This window comes from Mycobacterium sp. NGS41 (assembly GCF_059812725.1).
Genome location: NZ_JCALDF010000001.1, coordinates 289561 through 313128, shown reverse-complemented (window position 1 = coordinate 313128; position 23568 = coordinate 289561). Strand labels below are relative to the sequence as shown.

Below are 23568 nucleotides of genomic sequence, written 5' to 3'. Positions count from 1 at the left end.
CGGAGGCCACGCATGGACGAGAAGACCGATATCGTCACCGCCAATCCGCGCCACATGGAGCTGCACGCCTGCGGACGCACCTGGAAGGCCACACCCGGACGCGCCTGGACCATTGGTCGCGCAAACGAAGCCGACGTCCGCCTGGAAAATCCCAGGGTGTCGCGAGACCACGCCGTGCTGCTGCCGATGCCCGACGGTTGGGTTTTGGTCAACCACAGCAAAAACGGCATGTTCGTGAACGGGCAGCGGGTGGAGAGGTTAACGATAGGTCAACCCATCACCGTGATGCTGGGTTCGGCGTCCTCCGGCGAGTTGATGCAACTCCATCCGATCAGCGCAACACCGCCCCCTCCCACCAGGCCGGAAACCCCGAGCATCCCGAAAAACCCTGTGCCATCACGGCTTACAGCCGATACGGCCGTCATCACCAAACCACACGTTCCGACCACCAAGCCGGAAACCCCGTCCGCCCCGAACACCCCGCCGACCCCGAAAAGCCCGGTCTCGTCACGACTTACGGCCGACACCGTCATCACCAAACCGCCACACGTCCCTCCCGCCCCGAAAAGCCCAGTCCCGCCACGATCTGAGGCCGACACGACTATCGTCACCAAACCACCACACCTCCCCCCCAACAAGCCGGAAACCGCAGAAAGTCCGAAAAGCCCTGTCCCGCCTCGATCTCGGGGCGATACGAACATCACCCGCCCGCCGACCGCGGTGCACCACATCGACCAGTTGGTCGTCACGATCGGCCGCGCCCCGGAAAACAACGTGGTCCTGGACGACTTGCTGGTGTCCCGGCGCCACGCCGCATTGCGCCGCTCCGGCGACACGTGGGAGCTTGTCGACAACAACAGCGCCAACGGAACCTACGTCAACGGCAACCGGATCGAGCGCGCGGTCATCGGACCCGACGACATCGTCGGTATCGGCCACCAGCTGCTGCACCTCGCGGGCGGCCGGCTCGTGGAATACGTCGACACCGGGGACGTGTCCTACGAGGCGTCAAACCTGCGGGTCGTCACCGGCAAGGGCAAAGTGCTGTTGGCCGACGTCAGCTTCGCCCTGCCAGAACGCTGCTTCATGGCGGTGGTCGGACCAAGCGGGGCCGGCAAATCGACGTTGCTGAGCGCGCTGACCGGGTTCCGTCCGGCCAGCACCGGCGAGGTGCGCTACGACGACCGCAACCTCTACCAGAACTACGCCGAGCTCAGGCACCGCATCGGGTTCGTACCGCAGGACGACATCCTGCACACACCGCTGACCGTTCGGCGAGCGCTGAATTACGCTGCCCGGCTGCGGTTCCCGCAGGACGTCTCCGCCGCGGAACGCGAGCACCGCATCGAAGAGGTGCTGTCCGAGCTGGGGCTGACGGCGCACGCCAACCAACGCATCGACAGTCTGTCCGGCGGTCAGCGCAAGCGCACCAGCGTCGCGCTGGAGCTGCTGACCAAGCCATCGCTGTTGTTCCTCGACGAACCCACGTCGGGCCTGGACCCGGGGTACGAGAAGTCAGTCATGCAGACTCTTCGCGGGCTGGCCAACGACGGACGATCGGTGGTGGTCGTCACTCACAACATCGCCCAGCTGAACATGTGTGACCGGTTGCTCATCTTGGCGCCCGGCGGTCGCCTGGCCTACTTCGGGCCGCCGCAACAGGCGCTGCGCTACTTCGACTGCGCTGACTTCGCCGACATGTTCAACCTTCTCGAACACGACACCTCCACCGACTGGACCGACCGGTTCAACAGCTCGGCCCTCAAGCAGGCCCTCTCCGGACCACACCCGCTTCCTAGGCCGCAGCGCCCGAGCGCTGAGCGTCCTTCCAAGCCGGTCGCTCAGCAGAGCGCGTTCGCCCAGTTCGCCACCCTGTGCCGACGGTATCTGGCGGTGATCGCCGCCGATCGCCAGTATTCGGTGACCTTGCTGCTGCTGCCGGTGCTGCTGAGTCTGTGCGCGTACGCACCGCCGGGCAAGGCCGGGCTATCGGTTCCCACGGCCATGACCCTGAAGTCGAGCCAACCCAGTCAGATATTGACGCTGCTGATCATCGGCGGCGGCCTGATGGGATGCGCCGCATCGGTCCGCGAAATCGTCAAGGAACGGGCCATATATCAGCGCGAACATGGCATCGGCCTGTCCAGCGGCGCCTACCTGGCTTCCAAGTTGGTGGTTCTCACCGCACTGACCACAATCCAGGCGCTGATCCTGGGATTCCTCGGAACAGCATTCCGACCTCCGCCGGACCAGTTTGTGCTAATTCCTTGGCCCAGACTCGAATTGGCGCTGGCCATCGTCGCCGTCACCGTAGTCTCGATGCTGGTCGGACTGCTGATTTCGGCGATGATCGGCAATGCCGACCGCGGCATGCCGATGTTGGTGCTGGTGGTCATGGCCGAGCTCGTGCTGTGTGGCGGGATATTCGGGGTTAATGGCCGAATACCGTTGGAACAACTGGCGTGGCTGTCGCCGTCCCGGTGGGCGTTCGCGATGGGCGCGTCGACGAGCGATCTCAACGACCTGTTCCGGCAGGCGGGTAAAGAAATCGATCCGTTATGGAACTACTCGAAAAATAGTTGGCTGCTCGCTGTGACGGCGTGCGCTGTGCAAGCGCTGGTGCTGGTGCTCCTGCTCGCCATCCGGCTCAAGCGACTCGACCCGCACCGCAACGTGGTCAAGTGAACGCCGGCCCAGTGATGCGCAAGGTCCTGGGGATTCTTGTGCTCAACGCGCTCGCGGTGGTGGTGAACCCTGCTTCGGCACGAGCCGACACGTATTACCAGTTCCAGTCGCCGTCGGACAACATCGCCTGCATGATGGGCTCGCTGGGCAACAAAGCCTTTGCCAGCTGTGAAATCCCCGACCACACCTGGTTGGCGCCGCCGCGTCCGGACCGCTGCGAGGGCGAATGGGGTGATCGCTTCGATTTGCAACAGGGCACCGCACCCCAATTCGTCTGCAGCTCGGATACTTTGCGCGGCAGCAATTTACCGACGCTCACTTACGGCAGCACATGGTCGCTGAACCCCCTCACCTGCGACAGCGAGCCAGCCGGCATGACTTGCACCGACCGCAGCACCGGGCATTACTTCCGGGTGTCGCGCGATTCCTACGAGTTGCACTAATGCAGTAGGCCCTCGACGGAGGGACACTGGGACAGGCTCATGCGGAAGCCTGACCCCGGCGAATCGCGCCTCGGGTACTGGGGTGGTTGATATTGTCGGCGGGGGTTGCGCGGTTGGTTTGAAGGAGCAGCGATGAGCGACGAGCAGGGCTCGCGGGTGGGGTCGATGTTTGGGCCCTATCGGTTCAAACGGCTGCTGGGTCGCGGTGGGATGGGCGAGGTCTATGAGGCCGAGCACACCGTCAAGGAGTGGACCGTCGCGGTCAAGGTGATGACCGCCGAGTTCAGCAAGGATCCGGTGTTTCGCGAGCGGATGAAACGCGAAGCCCGCATCGCCGGCCGGTTGCAAGAGCCGCACGTCGTACCCATTCACGACTACGGGGAGATCGAGGGCCAGCTCTATTTGGAGATGCGCCTGATCGAGGGCACCGACCTGGACAGCGTGCTCAAGCGGTTCGGACCGCTGACCCCGCCGCGTGCGGTGGCCATCATCAGCCAGATCGCCTCGGCGTTGGATGCCGCGCACGCGGCCGGGGTGATGCACCGCGACGTCAAGCCACCCAACATCCTGATCACCCGCGACGACTTCGCCTATTTAGTGGATTTCGGGATTGCCAGTGCGACCACCGACGAGAAGCTCACCCAGTTGGGTACGGCGGTGGGCACCTGGAAATACATGGCGCCCGAACGATTTTCCAACGACGAGGTCACCTACCGCGCCGACATCTATGCGCTGGCGTGCGTGCTCTATGAGTGCCTGACCGGTGCCCCGCCGTATCGGTCCGACAGTGCGGGCACGTTGGTCACCGCCCACATGCTGGATCCCATCCCGCAGCCCAGCGCCAGCCGCTCGGGGATCCCGCGGGCGTTGGATGCGGTGATCGCACGTGGCATGGCCAAAAAACCCCACGAACGCTATGCCAGCGCGGGTGATCTGGCGCTGGCCGCCCACGAAGCGCTCAGCCATCCCGATCAAGACCACGCCGCCAACATCGTGCGCCGCAGCCAGGAAGCCACCGTACTGACGCGCGGCAAGGTCGCCCCGCCACCCACGATTGCCGCCACCGGAACAACTCCGCCGCCCGCCGCGCCGCCACGTCCGGGGCCTCCGACTCCGGCGCACCGCCAGAACTTCACCAGCCCGCCGCCCACGCCCTATCAGCAACCGGCTTACGGCGGCCCGGGCAATTCCGGACCCACGCCGCGGCCGGCACCGACAGGCCAGCCAAGTTGGGCCCCCAGCAGTGGCCCGGTGCCCACGCCCAACAACCCGCCCCCCGGCGGTCAGTACTACCAATCCGGCGGCAACTGGGTCGGCCAGCCACCGGGCCAACCCCTGCAGCAACACCCTGGGGGCCCGGCCCCATGGAACCAGGCCCCGCAACCGTCCAAACGCAGCAACCCCTGGCCCATCATCGCCGCGGTCGCCGTGGTGCTCGTTCTCATCGTCGGTGGGGTGGGCGCCTACCTGGTGCTCAAGCCGAAACCAAAGCCGCCGCCCCCGCCGATAGCGGCCGATCGTCTGAGTTCACTGCTGCTGAGTAGCTCGGAAATCAACGCGATCATGGGCGCCACAAACATGACCCCCGGCGACGCCATTACGACGATGTCGAAGTCCACCTTGACGCTGTCCGACCCGTCCTGCCTGGGGGTGCTCTACGCCGCCCAGGACCCGACGTATTCGGGCACTGGCTACACCGGGGTGAACGGGAACGTGTCCTCTGAGTCGGGGGACAACTTCGACCACTGGGCCCACCAAGCCGTGGTGACCTTCCCGACGGCCGACAAAGCCAAAGATTTCCTGGAGACCTCTGAGGGTAAATGGAAAGGCTGCGCCGGCAAGACGATAACCGTCACGAACACGTCCAAAAACAAGGTGTATCGGTGGACCGTTTCCGACGTGCAGGGCCAGTCGCCCAGGATCACGCTGGTGAACACGCAGGAAGCCGCCAAAGGCTGGCAGTGCCAGCGTTCGATGAGCGTGGCCAACAACGTGATCGTCGACGTCAACGCCTGCGCGTACAAGCTCAACGATCAAGCCGGCCAGATCTCCGACAAGATCATCGACAAGATCAACAACCAGTAATCCCCGGCGCCTCAGGCCTGCAGGTCGGGTCCCTCGGCACGCAGATCGTCGACCGCCGACATGGCGTCGCGTAGCTTGGCCAGCCACTCCTCGGTGTGCTCGCCGACCAGTTTGACCGACCATGCCAGTGCGTCGGCTCGGGACCGCGCGACGCCGGCGTCGACGAGGGTGTCGAGCACCTGACGTTCCGGTTGCTTCAAGCGGGTCATCACCGGTACCGCGATGTGAGTGAACAAGATTCGCTCGCCGTTGACTTCTACGCCCCAGGAAACCTTGCGTCCGTAGCGATTCTGGGCTTCGTCGGCGATGTTCATCCGCTCTGGGCGAGTCGCTTCGCGGAATCGGGAGGTCCGGCCTTCGGCGCGATCGCCGCTCTCGTCAGGGCCGGAGGTCTCGACGTCCGGCAGTTTGCCGATGACGGTGATCTCCTCGCGGTCGACGATCACCGTCGGATCACCGTCGAACCAGTCGTCGGGCAAGCGCCCCGCGAACCATTCCGCAGCGCCGCTGGCATCGGGTTGCTGGGCTTGCTGCCAACCCCCGGGGCGGCCATAGCGACGCCCGTGCATGTGGTGGTGTTTCATGATTACATGATTACATCGTTACAGTAATTACGGAATAGCGTTCACCCCCAGCGAACGGGTGGAAATGGCGCTAGCGCGTCAGTCCTCGGCAGCGGGGCCGGCACCCCGCCGCGCCCGGAAGAGCGGCACGTCGTTCTTGATGCCTTTGAGGCGGCGCGCGCCGGCGAACGACCAGTCGAATCCGGCGGCATCGCCTACGGCATCGCGCACCGAATCCGCAACCAGCACCGTTCCGGGTCGCGCTACCCCGGTGACCCGGCTCGCCACGTTCACCGGACTGCCGAACCAGTCGCCGGCCCGGCTCACCGCCATACCGGAGGCAACTCCGGCCCGCAGTCGGGGGAAGTCGTTGTCGGTGTCGATGACGTCGACGAGCTTCAGGATGGTGTCCAACAACGGCTCGGGTTCAGGACAGACGAACATCGCCGCGTCGCCGATCGTCTTGATGAACCGCACGGGCGGAGCGGTCAAGTCACGCGCCAGGCTGGCCAGCCGGCCGGCGAGTTGCCCTAGCATTTCGGCCGACACCACCTCACCCAGTCGCGTGAAGCCGACCAGATCGGCGAAGGCGACGGTGACCTGGCGCGCTCCGGGCAGCGGCTTGCCGGCGGCGCGCTCGCCGGCATTGACCGCTTCGGTCTCCATCATGTGCCGCAATTGCATGAACAGCATGTCCTGGATCATTGGGCCGAGCATCGGCGCGATCTGGCTCACCAGCGCCTTGGAGGCCTTGGCGACCTGCAGCTCGGTTGCTCCGGGCCGCATGATCGCCGCCAGCGCCGCGTAGCGCATGACCTCGGCCGTGTGCGACAATCCCTCGGCCAGCACACGGACCACGAGGACGACTTGATCGGGGTTGAGCCCCAGCTCGACGAACCGCTGCGCATACGCGGCGGCTTCACCGTCAGCGCGCATATGGACGACGGCGTCGGGGTCGTCCACCCTGGCCAATCCGATGGCACGCTGCACCCGCTGCAGCAGGTCCAGGTCGACGCCGTAGGTCTCGCTGATCTCCCGAGTGGATACGTAGGTGCCGTCGTCGCCGATGAGGTGCCGGGTGGCCAGCAGCAGCGGCGGGTTGGTGGCGCGGATCTCGTCGGGCGTGATGCCTTGCTTGAGCAACCACTCCACCAGCTCGGTCCGCTCGGCGCGCGCGGTGCCCTCGAGGCCGGCGAGCAGATCCTCGTCGACGTGATCGGACTGATCGGCCATGTTCGTCAACGTATAACGCCGCGGTCGCGCCCGGTATCGAACGACGGCGGCGCCGACGGCTCGGCGGTGCCCCACACCATGTTAGGGACGCCGGACAGTGCGAACGTCAGGTCGCCACCCGTGCGAATGATCGGTTCCGGAAGAAAAGTCCGATCGGTGCGTTGACCATCGATGCTGAGGCCGTTGATGTACTTCAGCCCGTTCGATGCGCCGGGGGCGGAAATCCGGATGGATCGTCCTGCGGGAAGCGTGATTACGGCGCGGTCGAACAGCGGTGTGGTCACGGTGAGGATCGGCGTTCCCGGGGTGCTCGGATAGAGGCCCAGAGCGGCCCAGACGTACCAGCTGGACATCGCGCCCAGGTCGTCGTTGCCCGGTTCGCCGCCGGGGCTCGGGCTGAACAGTTCGCTGCGCATCCGGTCGACCAGGCTCTGGGTCTGCCACGGTTGACCGATGTAGTTGTAAAGCCATGGCACCCCGAAGTCCGGCTCGTTACCAAACCAGAGATAAGGCTCGTTGGGGCCCGCGTTGAGCTGCGCGGTGAAGCGGTCGAGCCGGTCGGCCACCGCTTGGCGGCCGCCCAGAGCGGTCACCAGCCCGGCGACGTTGTGCGGCACCATCCAGACGTATTGCTCCGCGTTGCCCTCGTCGAATCCGCTCTGGCCGAAGCCGCTGAGGGGTTTCACGAACCCGGGACCGATGGGGAAGAACCCTTCAGGGCTGCGCGGCGAGAGGTAACCGGTAGCCGGATTGAGCAGGTTCTGCCAGTACTGCGCCCGGTCCCGGAATTGCGCGGCGAGCGCGCTGTCCCCCAGCGATTCGGCGAATCGGGAGATGGCGAAGTCATCGATCGACCACTCCAGCGTGACCGAGGCGCCCACTAGCCCGTTGCTGCCACGGAACTCCTCCGTATTAGGTGCATAGCCGTGCTCCAGGTAGGTGGTGATGCCCGGCCGCTCGATGTACTCGTCGCGGCCGGCGCCCCCCGTGGTCGCCCCGCTCACCATATAGCGCAGGGCGGTCTTCGTATCAAAATCCCTTGCGCCAAAGGAATAAAGGCTCACGATGAGCGGTACCACGCTGTCCCCGGTCATCACCCCGGTCGCGGAATTGGCCAGCGCCCAACGCGGCAGCGACCCACTCTGCTCGGCGTCGTTCACCAACGATTGGGCCATGTCGCTGGCCCGCGCGGGAAACAGCAGCGCCTGCAAGGCCGCGAGACACCGGTAGGTATCCCAATCCGAGAAGTTGGCGTACTGGGTGTGCCCGGCCGGCAGGGTGTGCACGACTCCGTCGAATCCGATGTAGCGGCCGTCCGCGTCGTTGAAGGTGTTGGGGTGCAACAGTGAGCGGTAGAGCGCGGTGTAGAAGGTCTGCACGTCACGGTCGGTGCCGGCCACGGCGATGCGCGACAGCATGGTGTTCCATTGGCCCACCGCGGCGGCTCGCACCTCCTCGAAGCTGCCTCCGCCCTCGGCGGCCAGGTTGGCTCGCGCGCCGTCGACGCTGACATAGGACAGCGCGGTCCGGACTTCCAGCACCGAGCCGGCCGGGAACTGCACATAGCCGCCGCTGTGACCGGAGTTGGCGCTGCGGGCGCCGGGGTATACCGAGTCGCCGTCCCAGGTGCCGTACGACGTGAACGGCCGGTTGAACTTCATCGCGAAGTACACGGTGTAGACGTTGTCCATGCCGCAGAATCCGCCGGTGGTCGCCGATCCGGTGACCGTGATGTTGTCCGCACCGATCTGGACGTCCGCCGTCGTGTTGCCCGCCAGCGATCCGCCGGTGCGCACGTGGAACAGGGCGGGCTGACCGTTGTCAGGGAAGGTGAACCGGCCCACGCCGGTACGGGTGGTGGCGGTCAGTTCCGCGACAACCCCGGTGTTCGGGAACCGCACCTTGTAGTAGCCGGGCACGCCGAGCTCGGTGTCGTCGTGGGCGATGGTTTCCCACGCGCTCCACGGTTGCGAGCCGATCGGCGTGGTGGTCGGCAGCATCGGAATGTCGCCGAACGCCGCGCAGCCCACTGAGGCGTGGGTCATGCTGAATCCGGTCGAGCGCTCGTTGTCGTGGTCGTAGCCGGCGTAGGTGTCGGTGGTGTCCGGGGAGTACTGCACCATGCCGAACGGCACCGACGCGCCGGGAAAATTGTTGATCTCCCCCGCGTCCTCGCCACCGTTTGCGGTGCCGATGAGCGTGTTCACGTGGGTGACCGGATTCGCCACCAACACGGGCACATCGGCGCAAGCTCTAGGCGGAGCGGCGATCAGCATCAGACAGAGAACAGCTGCCAGCGTGGCGACGACCCTCAGGGTCGAGGGTGGACCGCCAGCCTTCATGCCCTCCCCCGCCGTCACCGCGCCATCGTGTCAGAGCCGGCGCTGGGCGTCGAGCTTGCGCATGTCGGCGAGGCCCTGTTCCCGCGCGTCGTTGAGAAAGGCGGGCAACGGCGCGTGAACTTCGGGCATCACCTCGTGGTCGATGAGCGCCTGCAATGTCGCTTCCATGCCGTTACGGCCGGCTTGGTTGTCGATCTCCTGACGACCCAAAGGTGTTGAGTAGTCGTACAGTTCACGCTCGATCGGCCGTGTCGTGTCGGTGTCCATGCTGCCGGGCTTCCAATACGAGTACATCGCCAGCTTGGCGTTCGGCGTACGCACGGCCACGATGTGGCTGGGTGCCGACGTGAGGATGTTGGTCGGCACCTCGGTCGGTCCGGACTCGGCCGACGGCATGGACTTCATCAGCATGGTCATCAGTTCGACGGACATGTCGTCGGTGACATGTGCGATCCAGGGCCGGCCCAGCGCCGCGGCGCTTCCCGCGATGGCGAACAGATCCGCACGACGCGCCAGATACGAGTACCGGGTTTCGGCACGCCACCCGTTTCCGCCATGCCCGATGGTCAGCAGCAGCGCAGCCAGGTCGACGCTCGAGGTGAGCTGGTCCCGAGTGTCTCCCGGCTTCGGCGTGAGGACCCCGTGCGGGTCACGAATGTACAGCGGCACCCTGATCGCCTCGTCGTATGCGGCCGAGCCCTTGCCGCGCAAGCCATGTGAGCCGGCGTATTCACCGTGATCGGACGTGAACACGACTACGGTGTTGCGTTCGACCTCGGGTCGAGACGCCAGTTTGTCCAGCACCCTGCCGATTTGGATGTCGACCTGCTGCTGCAACCACAGGTACATGTCCAGGCAGCGGACCCACTGCTCGGCCGGCTTCGGTCCCGAACGTGACGCCGGGCCGGCAATCAGCGGCGCGGTGAAGTGGACGAAGTCGATCTGCAGCTGCGGCTTGCCATGCCGCGACAGGTCGTCCAAGGTTTCGAAGTTGGCCGCTGCGGAGTTGAAGAAATGCGGAACATCCTCGGGCAACGGGCTTTCCGGCCACCAGTTGATGTCGTGCGGATTGACCAGGGAGACGGTCGTGCACCACGGTCCCTTGCCGGCGTTGTCGTCGAACCATGCGGCGAACTGGTCCACAATGCCCGAATCCTTCTGCAGCCCTTGGTTGGGCCCGCCGTTCGGCGACGGAAAGGTGCCGCCGGAAAAGCCATGTGCTTCGAGACCCTCAGCCGTTGCGTCACTCGACTGCCCGAGATGCCACTTGCCCCACCACCAGGACCGGTAGCCCTGTTGTCGCAACAGGGTGCCCCAGGTCGGGAACTTGGGTGCCAGGCTCGACTCAGTGGGCCCATCCCCGGTGAACAAACAGCCGGTCTGATGTGAGTACAGGCCGGTGGTCATCACGCCGCGCGATGGCGTGCAGTTGTTCGACGCGGTGTAGTGCGACTGGAATGAGACGCTGCTGCGTTGCAGCCGAGCGAGATTGGGCAGCAGGGCGTCGAGCTGCTGTCGTTCCGGAAACCACTGTGGTGTACGCATCTGGTCCACGATGATCACCAGGATGTTGGGCTTGTTGCCGCCGGCCATCGCCGACTCGCCGGGACCCGGCAGGTGCAGTAGGTCGTATCCCACCGAACCACCAGCTAAGGCAGCTCCCGCCGCGGTCGCCGCGCCTGTCAGCATCGTCCGCCGGCTGATCGCAACCATGGCTCAGTCTAAAACCACGCCGGCGTCGGACTCGCCGTGATCAACCCGCGGATCCGCCGGGGAGGTGCAAAGGTAGGGGGATGCTCGCCAGGTTGCTGCGGCGTTTTGTGCGCCCGTACCGACGGTTGATTGCCGTCGTCGTAGGGCTGCAGCTGATCAGCGCCATGGCGTTGCTGTTGATTCCGGCCATCGACGCGGCGATCATCGACGACGGCGTGGCCAAAGGCGACACGACGACAATCGTGCGGCTCGGCGGGGTGATGCTCGCGGTCTGCGGGGTGCAAGTGCTGTGCGCGGTGGGCGCGGTCAACTTCGGGTCGCGTACCGGCATGGGCTTCGGCCGCGACCTGCGGTCGGCAATGTTTCACCACGTCACCGGCCTCTCGACGCCAGATATCACGCGCTTCGGGGCGGCGTCGTTGCTGACCCGCACCACCAACGACGTGCACCAAATCCAGGCACTGGTGCAGATGACCTGCGCCGTGCTGATCACCGCTCCCATCGTCTGCATCGGCGGCGTCTTCATGGCGGCCCACCAGGACGCGACGTTGTCGTGGCTGCTGCTGGTCAGCGTTCCGGTGCTGGCGCTGGCCGTCTACTGGATCGCATTGCGTCTGTTGCCGATTTCCCGCCGCATGCAAGGGCTGGTCGACGGCATCAACGGGGTTATGCGTGAACAGCTGTGGGGCATCAGGGTGATCCGCGCGTTCACGCGGGAGCGTTTCGAGCGTCAGCGCTTCGGGGAGACCAACCGCGCGCTGTCGCAGACTGCGCTCGAGGGCGGGCGCTGGCAGGCGTTGGTGTTGCCGGTCGCCACGCTGGTGGTCAACGTCTCCAGCGTCGCGCTGATCTGGTTCGGCGGGGTGCGTATCGACGCAGGCCAGATGCAGGTGGGGTCGCTGATCGCGTTGCTGTCCTACGTGATGCAGATCCTGTGGACGGTGCTGCGGGCGACGTCCGTCCTGATCATGGTGCCGCGGGCCGCGGTGTGTGCCGAGCGGATCGGCGAGGTGCTGTCGACCGACGCGGCCATCAAAAGTCCGCAGCGCCCGGTGCGCCCACGAACGGTGAATGGCGAGGTCCGCCTGCAAGGCGCGACGTTTTACTATCCAGGGGCGGACCGTGCTGTGCTGCAGGGGGTTTCGTTCACCGCGTGGCCGGGCACCACAACCGCGATCGTCGGCTCGACGGGCTCCGGGAAGTCGACGTTGGTGTCGATGATCTGCCGGCTCTGCGACGTCACCGACGGCTCGGTGTCCATCGACGGCGTCGATGTGCGTGACTATGACCTCGAGCAGTTGTGGTCGACGATAGGACTGGTCCCACAGCAGGCATACCTGTTTTCGGGCACCGTCGCGGACAACCTCCGGTATGCGGCCACTTCGGAACAGGTCGTCACCGACGCCGAGATCTGGGAGGCGCTGCGCGTCGCATCGGCCGACGGGTTCGTCGGCATGCACCCCGACGGCCTGGACATGCCGGTAGCGCAGGGCGGAATGAACTTTTCCGGCGGACAGCGACAACGGTTGGCGATCGCACGTGCGGTGGTCCGACGGCCCAAGGTGTACCTGTTCGACGATGCGTTCTCGGCGCTGGACGTGCACACCGACGCCAGGGTGCGCGCCGCATTGCGTGAGGTATCCACCGACGCGACGGTCCTGGTTGTCTCGCAACGCATCTCGACGATGATCGAAGCCGACCAGGTGATCGTCCTGGACGACGGAGTCGTCGTGGGTTGCGGCACCCATGCATCGCTACTGGCTGGATGCCCGACCTACGCCGAGTTCGTCGACTCGCAGGCTGTGGTCGCGGCCGGGAGCTCGCAATGACGCGTCCGGTGCAGCCGATGGCGCCGGAGGTGCATGGCCCGGCCCAGCGGTCACGAGACTTCGGCGGCACAGGTCTGCGGATGGTCAAACGGCTCACTCCTCAGCGGTGGCTGACCGCGGCGGTCATCGCTCTCGGCGTCGCGGGGGTGGCTCTTGCGGTGATCGGTCCCCGAGTCCTCGGGCATGCCACCGACCTGCTGTTCAGCGGAGTGATGGGCCGACGTCTTCCGGCCGGGATCACCAAAGAGCAGGCGATCGCCGCGGCCCGGGCCCGCGGTGACAACATCTACGCCGACCTGCTGTCCCGCATGGACGTCAAGCCGGGCGCCGGGGTGGATTTCGCTGCGGTCGGCCGGACACTGCTGCTCGCGGGGGGCCTGTTCCTGATTGGCGCCGTGCTGTTGTGGGCGCAGACCAGGCTGCTGAACATCACGATGCAGCGCACCATGATGGCGTTGCGCTCCGACGTCGAGGACAAGCTGCACCGGATGCCGTTGTCATACGTCGATTCCCGGCAACGTGGGGAGCTGCTCAGCCGGGTGACCAACGACATCGACAATGTCCAGGCGTCGCTGTCGATGACGATCAGCCAGCTGATCAACGCGGTGCTGACCATGGTGGCGGTGCCGGTGATGATGCTGACGATGGCGCCGCTGTTGGCGGTTATCACGTTGTCGACCGTGCCGCTGTCACTGCTGGCGACCCGGAGCATCGCGCGGCGCTCACACCGACTGTTCGTGGCGCAGTGGGGCAATACCGGTCGGCTCAGCGCGCACGTCGAAGAGACCTACAGCGGCTTCGCGCTGGTCAAAACGTTCGGTCAGCGAGCGCGGGCCGAGGAGCAGTTCCGCGATGTCAATGCCGGCGTGTACCGCGCAAGCTTCGGCGCCCAGTTCCTGTCTGGTCTGGTGCCGCCGGTCACGATGTTCATCAGCAACCTCAGCTATATCGCCGTCATGGTCGTCGGCGGACTTCAAGTGGCGACCGGCCAGATCACGTTGGGCAGCTTGCAGGCGTTCACCCAGTACGTCCGCCAGTTCAACCAGCCGCTCACCGAGGTGTCGGCGATGTACAACACGCTTCAGTCCGGGATGGCAAGCGCTGAGCGGGTTTTCGACTTTCTGGACGAGCCGGAGCAAACGCCCGACCCGCCGGTCGTATTGCCGTCATCCAACGGGGAGGCGCCGCGCGGCGATGATGCGGGCCAAGGATTGGCCCGAGGAGGAGCCGGGCAATTCAGACCCAGCGGACGGGTCGAATTCCGCCACGTCGGCTTCAGCTACCGGCCCGGCATCCCCGTGATGCAGGATTTGTCGCTGGTGGCCGAGCCGGGCAGCGCGGTGGCGATCGTGGGACCGACGGGCGCAGGCAAGACGACGCTGGTGAACCTGTTGATGCGGTTCTACGATGCCGACTCCGGGCAGATCCTGATCGACGGGGTGGACATCGCGACGGTGAGCCGGGAGTCGGTGCGATCGCGTATCGGGATGGTGTTGCAGGACACGTGGTTATTCGGCGGCACGATCGCGGACAACATCGCGTACGGCCGCCCGGAAGCCAGTCGCGACGAGATCGTCGCGGCGGCCACGAGCGCCTACGTCGACCGGTTTGTGCACGCCCTGCCCGACGGCTACGACACGTGGGTCAGCGACGACGGTGACAACATCAGCGCCGGCGAGAAACAGCTGATCACCATTGCGCGCGCGTTTCTCGCTCGCCCGCAATTGCTGATCCTCGACGAAGCCACCAGCTCGGTGGACAGCCGCACCGAGGTGCTGATTCAGTATGCCATGCGCCGACTGCGCCACGAGCGGACGAGCTTCATTATCGCGCACCGACTTTCGACGATCCGCGATGCCGACGTGATCCTGGTGATGGAGGCCGGCCAGATCGTCGAGCAGGGCAGTCACGCCGAGCTGATGGCCCGCCGCGGCGCCTACTACGCAATGACCCGGGCCTGACAGCGTTCCGCTGCGCCGTTACGGACAGACCCCCCGGGTGGGGCTATCGACGCACTTTTGGACTGTGAGCGAGTGTGTGTTGGTCGGCTGTGTCGGGTCGCCGCATCCGCCCACTGCCTTTGTCGCTGTGACCGATCCGGCCAGGTTGGCCGGGGCGAACGAATAGACCAGGTCTGCAGGCGCCGTGCTGCCGTCGCCGCACTTCCAGGCGGCGGGGTCGGTGCGGCTGATGGTCCACGAGCCGCCCGGGGCCTTATTGATCGCCGCACCCCACGTTTTCGGAGTCGATACCCAACCGGAGCAGTTGCCCGCGGGATCGCAGTTGGAATTGACCATCAAAATCGTGCTCAGCGGATTGGTGCGCGAGCCATCGACGATGGCTTGGTAGTGACCGTTGAGGCTGTCGTCGGCCAGCACCGGACCCGCCAAAATGATTGCGCAGCCGCCAAAGGCGGCGGCGATCGCGGACGGGAGTAACCGAACGATGTGCATGGCGTCCTCGGTGTAGTCGGTCTTCAGGAATGAGACCTCGGGCTCTGATTCTGACATGAACGCCGTGATCGTGATGATATCCGCGCAACCCGAGCAATGATGTGAAGCGATGACGACACCGCTTCTGCAGGGATTACCGCCGGTCGTGGATGACCGGGCCAAGGTGCTGATACTGGGTTCATTCCCGAGCGCCCAATCACTGGCGGCGCAGCAGTACTACGCCAACCCGCGCAATGCGTTCTGGCGAATCGCCGGTGAGCTGTTCGGCTTCGACATGACCGCACCCTACGACGAGCGTTTGACCGCCCTGCTTTCCCATCAAGTGGCGCTGTGGGATGTGCTGCGGGCATGCCGCCGACGCGGCAGCGCGGATGCCGCGATCGACCCGAAAAGCTTGGTGGTCAATGACTTTGCCGAGTTGTTCGCCGACCATCCGGCCATTACGCGGGTGTACTTCAATGGCGCGAAGGCCGCTGCGCTGTTCGGCAAACTGGCTGGCGCGCCCGAACGGATCTACTGTCAGCGACTGCCGTCGACCAGCCCGGCGCACGCCGTGCGACCGGAAGCCAAGCTGGCTGCCTGGCGGATCCTTCGTCATGAGGCGTCATGACACCGGCGGTCGTCGGTGCGCCCAGGGTCTGGCGGCTTCGATCTGCGCGGATAGCGACAGCAGCGTCGCCTCGTCGTATGGCCGGCCGACGAGCTGGACCGATATCGGCAGGCCGTCCTCGTCGAAGTCCCACGGCACGGCCGCGGCGGGCTGACCGGTCAGGTTCCAGATCTGTTGATAGGGAACGCGTTGCCCGGCCAATAGCAGCGTCGACAGCCCGCCACGGCGGCGGTAGGCACCGATGCGGTGCGGGCCGGTCGCGTTCCCCGGCGTGACGACGACGTCGACGTCGTCGAAGATCGACTGGATCCGGTTGCTCAGCGCGGCCTCGGCGGCACGGATCGCCTCCATCCGCCGGTCGGAGAAGAACGAACCCAAGCGCGCCAGGGTGCGGGTGCGCGGTTCCAGCCGTTCCGGATGGGCCTGCGCATCGGCGTCGTCGCTGATGCCACGCAGGTAGCGCGGGAAGTAGTTCGCATAGAGCGCCGGCGGATATTCGGGGTCGCGCACGACGACGTCGTGGCCCAATTCGCGAAGCAATGCCCCGGCGTGCTCCACGGCGGCCAGCTGTTGCTGCCCGACCCTGACCGGCAGCGGCGTTGGCACTTTGGTGCTCAACGCAATTCGCAGCTTGCCGGGAGCACGCGTCGCCGCGGAGACGAACTCGCCTTCGGGCCCGGGCAGCGTAGAGGTCACATCCAGAAACAGCGCCGCGTCCACCACTGTCCGGGCGATCGGCCCATTGACGCTCAGCCCGTACCACGCGTCGTCGTGCGGCTCGAGTGAGATGCGGTCGCGTTGCGGCTTCAGGCCGAAGACGCCGCACCAGGTGGCCGGGATGCGAATCGAGCCGCCGCCGTCGGAGCCCAGTGCCAGCGGAGTCAGCCCGGCGGCCACCGCGGCCGCGCTACCGCCGCTGCTGCCGCCCGGCGAGCGTCCCGGGTTCCACGGGTTGCGGGTTGCCCCGAACGTCAGCGATTCGGTGTAGGGCATCATCATCAGCTCCGGCACATTGGTCTTGCCGATGATCACCGCGCCGGCCGCCCGCAGCCGCCGGACCACCTCCGCGTCGGCGATCACTGCCGGACGGTGCCCGCCGCTGCCGAAGGTCGTCACCTCTCCGGCGACGTCGACGTCGTCTTTGATCGCGATCGGCACGCCGAGCAGCGGCAGCCGCTCACCGGCGTCCAGGCGGTCTTGCGCCAGATAGGCGTCATCGCGGGCACTGTCGACCAGCACCACGCGATAACAGCGCAGCTCGCTGTCCAGACGCGCAATCCGCTCCAGATATATCTCGAGCAGCTCGGGCGCGGTGAGCTCAGCGTCAGCCAGCATTCGTGCTTGTGCGGCCGCACCGGCGAAGGCCAGATCGCTAGCGTCCACTGCGGCAGCGTATCCCGGCTCCGCGTCGGGTGGACGCCGGGCTGGGCCAGTACCCCCGGGTACCGTGGCGAGATGTCCTGTGTGTTCTGTACGGTCATCGCCGGGGAAGCCCCGTCCATCCGGATTTACGAAGACGACGACTACCTCGCGATCCTCGACATCCGCCCGTTCACCCGCGGCCACACCCTGGTGCTGCCGAAACGCCACACAGTAGACCTCACCGACACGCCGCCGGAGACGCTGGCCGGCATGATCACCATTGGTCAGCGGATCGCGCGGGCCGCTCGTGCGACGGAGTTGGCCGACGCGACCAACATCGGGATCAACGACGGCCGCGCCGCGTTCCAGACCGTGCCCCACATTCACCTGCACGTGCTGCCGCGCCGCAACGGCGACAAGTTGTCGGTGGCCAAGGGGTTGGTGCTGCGCCGCGACCCGGACCGCGAGGACACCGGACAGATCCTGCGGGACGCGCTGGCACGCATCTAGCCAGTCAGTAAGACTGGGTCAATGAGCAAGACCACGCCGGTGGAACGACTGCTCTTATCGCTGCTGCGGTTCCACGACACGGTCTACCAGAAGACCGACGGCCGGATTGGACATCAGATTCCGGGGATGCCGCCCAGTCTGTTGTTGCATACGACCGGCGCCAAGACCGGCCAACCGCGCACGACGACGCTGACCTACGCACGAGAGGGCGACTCGTACCTGGTTGTCGCGTCCAACGCCGGCGCCGACAGGTATCCCGGCTGGTACCACAACCTGCGCAAACAGCCCAACTGCGAAATCAATGTCGGCCCGAAGCGATTCCCTGTGACAGCGCGGAAGATCAGCCCGGGCGACCCCGACTACTCGAGGTTCTGGGCGATCGTCAACAAAAACAACGGGAACCGGTACCGCGGCTACCAAACCCGCACGTCACGGCCAATCTCGATCTTCGCGCTGACGCCTAGTTAACAGCAGCACCACGCAATCCGGCGGCGGGGCGCGCTGCAGTCTATTCTGCTAGGGCGCGCGGTGAAGCTCTCTTACTTGGGCCGCACATGCGCGTTGTCAGTCTGGAGCGGGGCCTGGAGCAGGAAATGAAGCGCTGGACGGGACTGCCGTGCCCGTTCACCGGTATGACCATGGGTGCTAGCTGCGCCGTCGTGGCCGGATATGGCCTCGCGGCGGCGCTGGTCGCGGCCGCGTCGATAGGGGGGTGGCACGGCTCCTACGCGGCCCGGCAGGTCGACAGCGTCGTCTCGGTCCTGTGCCTGCTGTTCACGGCGGCGTGTGCCGGCTGGGCTGCTCGCGCCTCGGCCGGGCACCGCAGAGTCGGATGGCTGGCGCTGGCGACCGGCCTGGTGGGCTGGGCGATCGGCCAGGTCATCTGGGCGGTCTATGACGTGCGCCCCGAACTCGACCACGCCATTCACCCGGCAGCGGGTGAAATCATCCTCCTGCTGTACCCAGCCGGCGCCATCGTGACGCTGGTGCTGCTGCCTGGTCGCCCAGACCGAAATCTTTGGCGATCGGTGCTGGACGGCGTCATCGTGGCGAGTTCGCTGTTCGTGATCTCGTGGGTATTCGTCATCGCAAAACTGATCCGCGAGGACAGTAACTCATGGCTCACGACGCTGGTGCACATCGGCACCGATGTCGTGGTGGTGACGACCGCGATCGTGGTGCTGTCGCGGGCTCGTCCCGATGGCCGGCACAGCCTGGGCCTGCTGGCGGCCGGGATCACGACGATCGGTGTCGCCGACATCCTGGTCGTGTTCACGACCGGAATCGGCAGCTACCACACCGGCGATCTGGTTGACCTGACCCGGGTGGCGGGATTGGGAATGCTGGCACTGGCGGCACTGTCCAGCATCAACGAACCCCCACCGGCGGCTTTGGCGCCCGAGGTTACGTCTCGCGTCAGGCTGTGGTTGCCGTATCTGCCGCTGCTGGTGGCTGCGGCGGTTGGATTGGGCCACGCCGTCCACCGGATGGAACACGGGCCGATGCTGCTCGCCATGGCGATTCTGGTGGTCGCGGTGCTGATCCGGCAGCTGGTCGTCCTCGTCGAAAACCAGGGGCTGTTGACCGAAGTGTCGCAAGAGGCTTTTCGTGACAGCCTGACCGGACTGGCGAACCGGGCTCACTTCCGCCATCGACTGGAACAGCGGTGGACCGCCGGCGCCGGGATGCCGCATCGATTGCGGTCTTGTGTCTCGATCTGGACAACTTCAAGGCCGTCAACGACGCTCTGGGGCACCCGGCCGGCGACGAGCTGCTGATCCGGGTCGCGGGGCGGCTCACCACGGCCCTGGGCGAAACCGGCACAGCGGCCCGGATCGGCGGTGACGAATTCGCGGTGCTCATCGAAGGTTCGGTCGAAGAGTCACAAGCGGCAGCGCACCGGGTCCTGGAATCGTTCGGCACCGCGATCGTGATCGACGGCGTTCCGCTCATGGTGCGTCCGAGCATCGGGTTCACCGTGGCTACGGCCGGTTGCACCGTCGACGAGCTGCTCCGCCACGCCGACCTGGCCATGTATGCGGCCAAACGCGAAGGCGGCCAATGTATTCGCAGTTTCGTGCCGGACCTGCCGTTCCCCTACGCCGTGCCGCAGTTCACCGGTGCGGCGACACCGGGACCGCACGTCAACCACGGCAAACGAGGGGCTGCCAGGACTCAGAGCCCCCAGGGCGCGAGCACGGTGGCACGGACGCTCAGAACGTTGGCGCCGGTTGCGGTGTCCACCCGCGAACCATCGGGCGAAGCGCCGCACGGTATCCGGTGGCCACCGTTGGCGATCCGAATTGCCTTGGCGATCTTGGCGATCGGGGTTCTCGCGTTCGCCGCGTCGAGCCTCCTTGCCCGGACCGGCCGTCATGACGTGTTGATCGCCGATTACCTGTACGCGGCGTTGAACCTGTTTGCGGCTTTTCTGATCGCTGTGCGCGCATACCGCGTTGCAGCCGACCGCCTGGCCTGGACCGTGATCGCAGCGGGCATGGCCTGTTCCGCGCTGGGCGACGTGGTGTACGCCCTGTGGGTGCCGCCGGCTCAGTCGCCATCGCTGGCCGATCCGCTGTATCTCGCGTTCTATCCGTTGGTCTATGCGGGACTGTTGCTGCTGATGAGATCCCGCCTCAAGCGGGTGCCCGTTCCGATTCGGCTGGATTCTCTGGTCTGCGGACTGGCCATGGCCGCGGTCGCCGCGACACTGGCGGCCGGACCCATCCATACCGCCGCAACCCGCACACCGGCGACCGTGCTGGTGGGCCTGGTGTACCCATGGGGTGACCTGGTGCTGTTGGCTCTGGCGACGGGCATGCTGCCAATCCTGGGCTGGCGCAAAGAGTTTCGCTGGGGCCTGCTCGCTGCCGGGTTCATCTTGTTTGCGGTCTGCGACACGGTGTATCTGTTCGAGACCTCGGCTGGCTCGTATCGGGTCGGCACCTTGCTCGACGCCGGCTGGCCGGTGTCGTCATTGCTGGTGGCGATGGCCAGTTGGGCGTCGTGGTCATCGGCCGCGCCGTTACCGAGACGCGGTCTCGGGTCCTATGCCGCGCCGGTGGCGTGCACCGTGGTGGGGCTTATGGTCGCCATCCTGGGCCACGACTCACGACTTGCGTCGACGCTCGCCGCGCTGAGCCTGATCGCGGTCGCTGCGAGGTTTTCGGTGACCTTCCGCGACGTCAGCATCATGGCCGAAAGCCACAAGCTCGCAATGACCGACGAGTTGACTACGCTGCCCAACCGGCGCTCGCTGGCAACGGTCCTGACCGAGGCGTCGGGGATGTCTCCCGGCGCACGCTCCGTGTTGTCGGGCTCCTCGCCGGCGACGAGGGGCGCGTCGCGACGGGCGTTGCTATTGCTGGACCTCTGTGAATTCCACGAGATCAACGACTCGGTCGGTAACCGGTTCGGTGATGAACTGTTGTGCCACATCGCGAATCGACTGTCGAACAATGTGCGCCGCGAGGATCTGCTGGCGCGGGTTGGCGACGACGAGTTCGCGATTTTGCTGGGTGACGGGGCCGATCTGATCGCCGCGCGCGCCCAGGCGGGGCGTTTGCTGGAGGCCTTGAGCGAACCCGTCTCGCTGGATCCGATCACGGTGCAGGTCGGCGCCCGCATCGCGATCGCGCTGTGTCCCGACCATTGCGACCACCCGCAGCAGCTGCTGAATCGCGCCGAGACGGCCATGCCGCACGCCAAAACCGCACCGAGCAATATCGTCGTATACGACCCGACGTTCGAGCTGTACCGCGACAACGATCCCAACCTCATCGAGGAACTGCGCGCGGCGTTGGTCGGCGGCGACGAGCTGACTTGTCATTACCAGCCGAAGATCAACGCCAGCGACGGCAGCGTGCACAGCGTCGAGGCGCTGTTGCGCTGGCACCACCCTAGCGGCGGTTTGCTGCTACCAGAGGAGTTCCTGCCCGCCGCCGAGCGGGCCGGGCTGATGCGCAGGGTGGCCAACCGAACGGTCAACCTCGCCCTCGAGCAGATCCAGACCTGGCGGGGGCAGGGTCTGCCGTTGACCGTCGCGGTGAATCTCTCCACGACCAACCTGCTCGACCTTGACCTGGTAGGCACTATCGAGCGGCTGCTGCAAACCCATGGATTGCCCCCCGATGCCCTCATCATCGAGATCACCGAAAGCACCCTCGTCGACTCGGTGCGGTCCCGTAACACGGTCGCCGCGCTGCAACGGCTGGGTGTGCGCATCTCGCTCGACGACTACGGCACCGGATGGTCGTCGCTGGCGCGCCTGCAGGATGTCTCGGTCGACGAGCTGAAACTCGACCGGGTGTTCGTGGCCCGCCTCGCCCAGGACCCACGATCGGTAGCCATCGTGCGGTCCACGGTTGCGTTGGCACGCAGCCTGGGCGCCGACCTTGTCGCCGAGGGGGTCGAGGACGAAGTCACCTTGAGCGCGGTTCGACGGTACGGCTGCACCATCACGCAGGGCTTCGTGCACACGCCGCCGCTGCCGGCCGGTGACATCCGTGACTGGATCGCCAGCCACACGCCCGATCCCGCTTCGAGTCAGTCTCAGCAGGCGGGCCTAGAACAGCTCCTTGGCGAGTAGCTCCAGCGTTGCGACCCGGGCCGGTGCGGTGGCGGGATCGGTGCCGCGGTACGCCGAGGCGACGGGGTGCACCATCACCTCGTCCACGTCGAACCGTTTCGCTAGTGCCCGCAGCTGTTCGGCGGCCTCCGTCGGCGAGCCGACGACGGCCCGTTTGAGGCCGCTGTCCACGATGCGTTGCTGTTCTGGGGTCAGCTCCGCTACTTGGGCCTCCTCGACCAGCGGCACCGGACCGAGCGGCTGCCCGGTGCGCAGCCGTGCCATCGTCTGGAGATTGGGCAGTATCAATGCCGTTGCCTGGTCACGTGTTTCGGCCACTGAGGCGTTGACGGTCAGAAACGTCACGGGCTCGGCGGCCAGGTCGCTGGGCCGGAACCGGGAGCGGTAGAGTTCGAGCGCCTCTTCGGTACCTTTGCCGGAGAAGTGATGCGCGAACACATACGGCAGCCCCTTGGCGGCAGCCAAATGCGCCGAGTACATCGACGATCCCAGCAACCACAATTGCGGTTCGGTGACCGCGGCCGGGGTGGCCTTCAGTGTGTAGTCTCCGGAGCGCAGCGGCACCCGCACGCCGCGGGCGCTCATCAATGCCGCCACGTTGTCCAGGTAGGCGGGGAAGTTCTCGATGTCGCGATCGTCAGCGCCACCGCGCAGCGCGTACGACGTCACCGGATCAGATCCGGGCGCCCGGCCGATGCCCAGGTCGATGCGGCCGGGGGCGGCGGCCTCCAACAGGGCGAATTGTTCGGCTACCGCCAGCGGGGCGTGGTTGGGCAGCATCACCCCACCCGATCCGAGGCGCAGCTGCGACGTCTGCGCGGCCAGGTAAGCGATCAGCACCGGCGGGCTGGTCGCGCCCACCGACGGCATGTTGTGGTGTTCGGCGACCCAGTAGCGAGTGAACCCCAGCCGGTCCGCGGACTGCGCCAGCTGCACGGTGGCCGCCAGCGCATCCTTGGTGGACTGGTCGGTGCGCACCGGGACGAGATCAAGAACGGAAAGACGCACGATGTCGTCAACGCCATTAGTCGCGTGAACGTTCCCGGTGGCGCGAACCCGCGTCGGGTGTGTACTCACGGCGTCGGGCGTGTACTCAGGGCGTCGAGTGTGTACTCAGGGCTTTGCGCGTGAGCTCACGGCTTTGAGTGTGAA

The 23568-nt window shown here is 66.0% G+C and carries 14 protein-coding genes and 2 pseudogenes; 9 read left to right on the top strand and 7 right to left on the bottom strand.

Annotation, left to right across the window (positions count from 1 at the left end; all coding sequences use genetic code 11):
* The first annotated feature begins 12 nt into the window (after positions 1-12).
* From AC5Y21_RS01415 to AC5Y21_RS01405, 3 genes are all read left to right on the top strand, one after another.
* On the top strand, positions 13-2685 hold the full coding sequence (locus AC5Y21_RS01415; RefSeq protein ID WP_499908640.1) for an FHA domain-containing protein: 2673 nt from the start codon (positions 13-15) through the stop codon (positions 2683-2685).
* Between the two features lie 14 nt (positions 2686-2699).
* Positions 2700-3128, top strand: coding sequence for a DUF6636 domain-containing protein (locus AC5Y21_RS01410; RefSeq protein ID WP_499908638.1), 429 nt, complete (start codon positions 2700-2702; stop codon positions 3126-3128).
* Positions 3129-3260: 132 nt separating this feature from the next.
* The gene (locus tag AC5Y21_RS01405) at positions 3261-5213 is read left to right on the top strand and encodes a serine/threonine-protein kinase PknH/PknJ (RefSeq protein WP_499908636.1); all 1953 of its coding nucleotides are present in this window, start codon (positions 3261-3263) and stop codon (positions 5211-5213) included.
* Positions 5214-5224: 11 nt separating this feature from the next.
* Here AC5Y21_RS01405 and abmR read toward each other — a convergent pair whose 3' ends face one another.
* The 4 genes and pseudogenes from abmR to AC5Y21_RS01385 form a co-directional block, all read right to left on the bottom strand.
* On the bottom strand, positions 5225-5797 hold the full coding sequence (gene abmR, locus AC5Y21_RS01400) for an ATP-binding transcription factor AbmR (RefSeq protein WP_499908634.1): 573 nt from the start codon (positions 5795-5797) through the stop codon (positions 5225-5227).
* A 78-nt stretch (positions 5798-5875) separates the two neighbouring features.
* Positions 5876-7009: an adenylate/guanylate cyclase domain-containing protein gene (locus AC5Y21_RS01395; protein WP_499908632.1), complete on the bottom strand. Its 1134-nt coding sequence runs from the start codon at positions 7007-7009 to the stop codon at positions 5876-5878.
* A 29-nt stretch (positions 7010-7038) separates the two neighbouring features.
* Positions 7039-9351 (bottom strand): annotated as a pseudogene (locus tag AC5Y21_RS01390) (GH92 family glycosyl hydrolase); the annotation flags it as partial.
* Positions 9352-9381: 30 nt separating this feature from the next.
* Positions 9382-11064, bottom strand: a complete 1683-nt coding sequence (locus AC5Y21_RS01385) for a sulfatase-like hydrolase/transferase (RefSeq protein ID WP_499908630.1) — start codon at positions 11062-11064, stop codon at positions 9382-9384.
* Positions 11065-11144: 80 nt separating this feature from the next.
* Between AC5Y21_RS01385 and AC5Y21_RS01380 the strand changes: the two genes are divergently transcribed.
* The gene (locus AC5Y21_RS01380; RefSeq protein ID WP_499908628.1) at positions 11145-12893 is read left to right on the top strand and encodes an ABC transporter ATP-binding protein; all 1749 of its coding nucleotides are present in this window, start codon (positions 11145-11147) and stop codon (positions 12891-12893) included.
* Complete coding sequence (locus AC5Y21_RS01375) at positions 12890-14854, top strand: ABC transporter ATP-binding protein (RefSeq protein WP_499908626.1); 1965 nt, start codon at positions 12890-12892, stop codon at positions 14852-14854. Before AC5Y21_RS01380 ends, AC5Y21_RS01375 begins: the two co-directional genes overlap by 4 nt.
* An 18-nt stretch (positions 14855-14872) precedes the next feature.
* On the opposite strand, the gene AC5Y21_RS01370 is transcribed toward AC5Y21_RS01375, so the two are convergent.
* Positions 14873-15403 carry a hypothetical protein gene (locus AC5Y21_RS01370; RefSeq protein WP_499908624.1) on the bottom strand — a complete coding sequence of 177 codons (531 nt, stop codon included), beginning with the start codon at positions 15401-15403 and terminating at the stop codon, positions 14873-14875.
* A 52-nt stretch (positions 15404-15455) separates the two neighbouring features.
* Here AC5Y21_RS01370 and AC5Y21_RS01365 point away from each other — a divergent pair, with 52 nt between their 5' ends.
* The gene (locus tag AC5Y21_RS01365; protein ID WP_499908622.1) at positions 15456-15956 is read left to right on the top strand and encodes a DNA-deoxyinosine glycosylase; all 501 of its coding nucleotides are present in this window, start codon (positions 15456-15458) and stop codon (positions 15954-15956) included.
* Here AC5Y21_RS01365 and AC5Y21_RS01360 read toward each other — a convergent pair.
* On the bottom strand, positions 15951-17339 hold the full coding sequence (locus tag AC5Y21_RS01360) for an amidase (protein WP_499908620.1): 1389 nt from the start codon (positions 17337-17339) through the stop codon (positions 15951-15953). The two genes, AC5Y21_RS01365 and AC5Y21_RS01360, sit on opposite strands and share 6 nt — an antisense overlap.
* Before the next feature lie 72 nt (positions 17340-17411).
* Here AC5Y21_RS01360 and AC5Y21_RS01355 point away from each other — a divergent pair, with 72 nt between their 5' ends.
* The 3 genes and pseudogenes from AC5Y21_RS01355 (at position 17412) to AC5Y21_RS01345 (ending at position 22416) form a co-directional block, all read left to right on the top strand.
* Positions 17412-17828 carry an HIT family protein gene (locus AC5Y21_RS01355; RefSeq protein ID WP_499908618.1) on the top strand — a complete coding sequence of 139 codons (417 nt, stop codon included), beginning with the start codon at positions 17412-17414 and terminating at the stop codon, positions 17826-17828.
* Positions 17829-17849: 21 nt separating this feature from the next.
* Positions 17850-18296: a nitroreductase family deazaflavin-dependent oxidoreductase gene (locus AC5Y21_RS01350; protein ID WP_499908616.1), complete on the top strand. Its 447-nt coding sequence runs from the start codon at positions 17850-17852 to the stop codon at positions 18294-18296.
* 164 nt (positions 18297-18460) lie between these two features.
* Positions 18461-22416: pseudogene (locus tag AC5Y21_RS01345) on the top strand (diguanylate cyclase domain-containing protein).
* Here the strand turns inward: AC5Y21_RS01345 and AC5Y21_RS01340 are convergent.
* Positions 22393-23424 (bottom strand): LLM class flavin-dependent oxidoreductase, encoded by a 1032-nt coding sequence (locus tag AC5Y21_RS01340; RefSeq protein WP_499908943.1) that lies wholly within the window; start codon positions 23422-23424, stop codon positions 22393-22395. The pseudogene AC5Y21_RS01345 and the gene AC5Y21_RS01340 overlap by 24 nt on opposite strands.
* Positions 23425-23568: the final 144 nt, after the last annotated feature.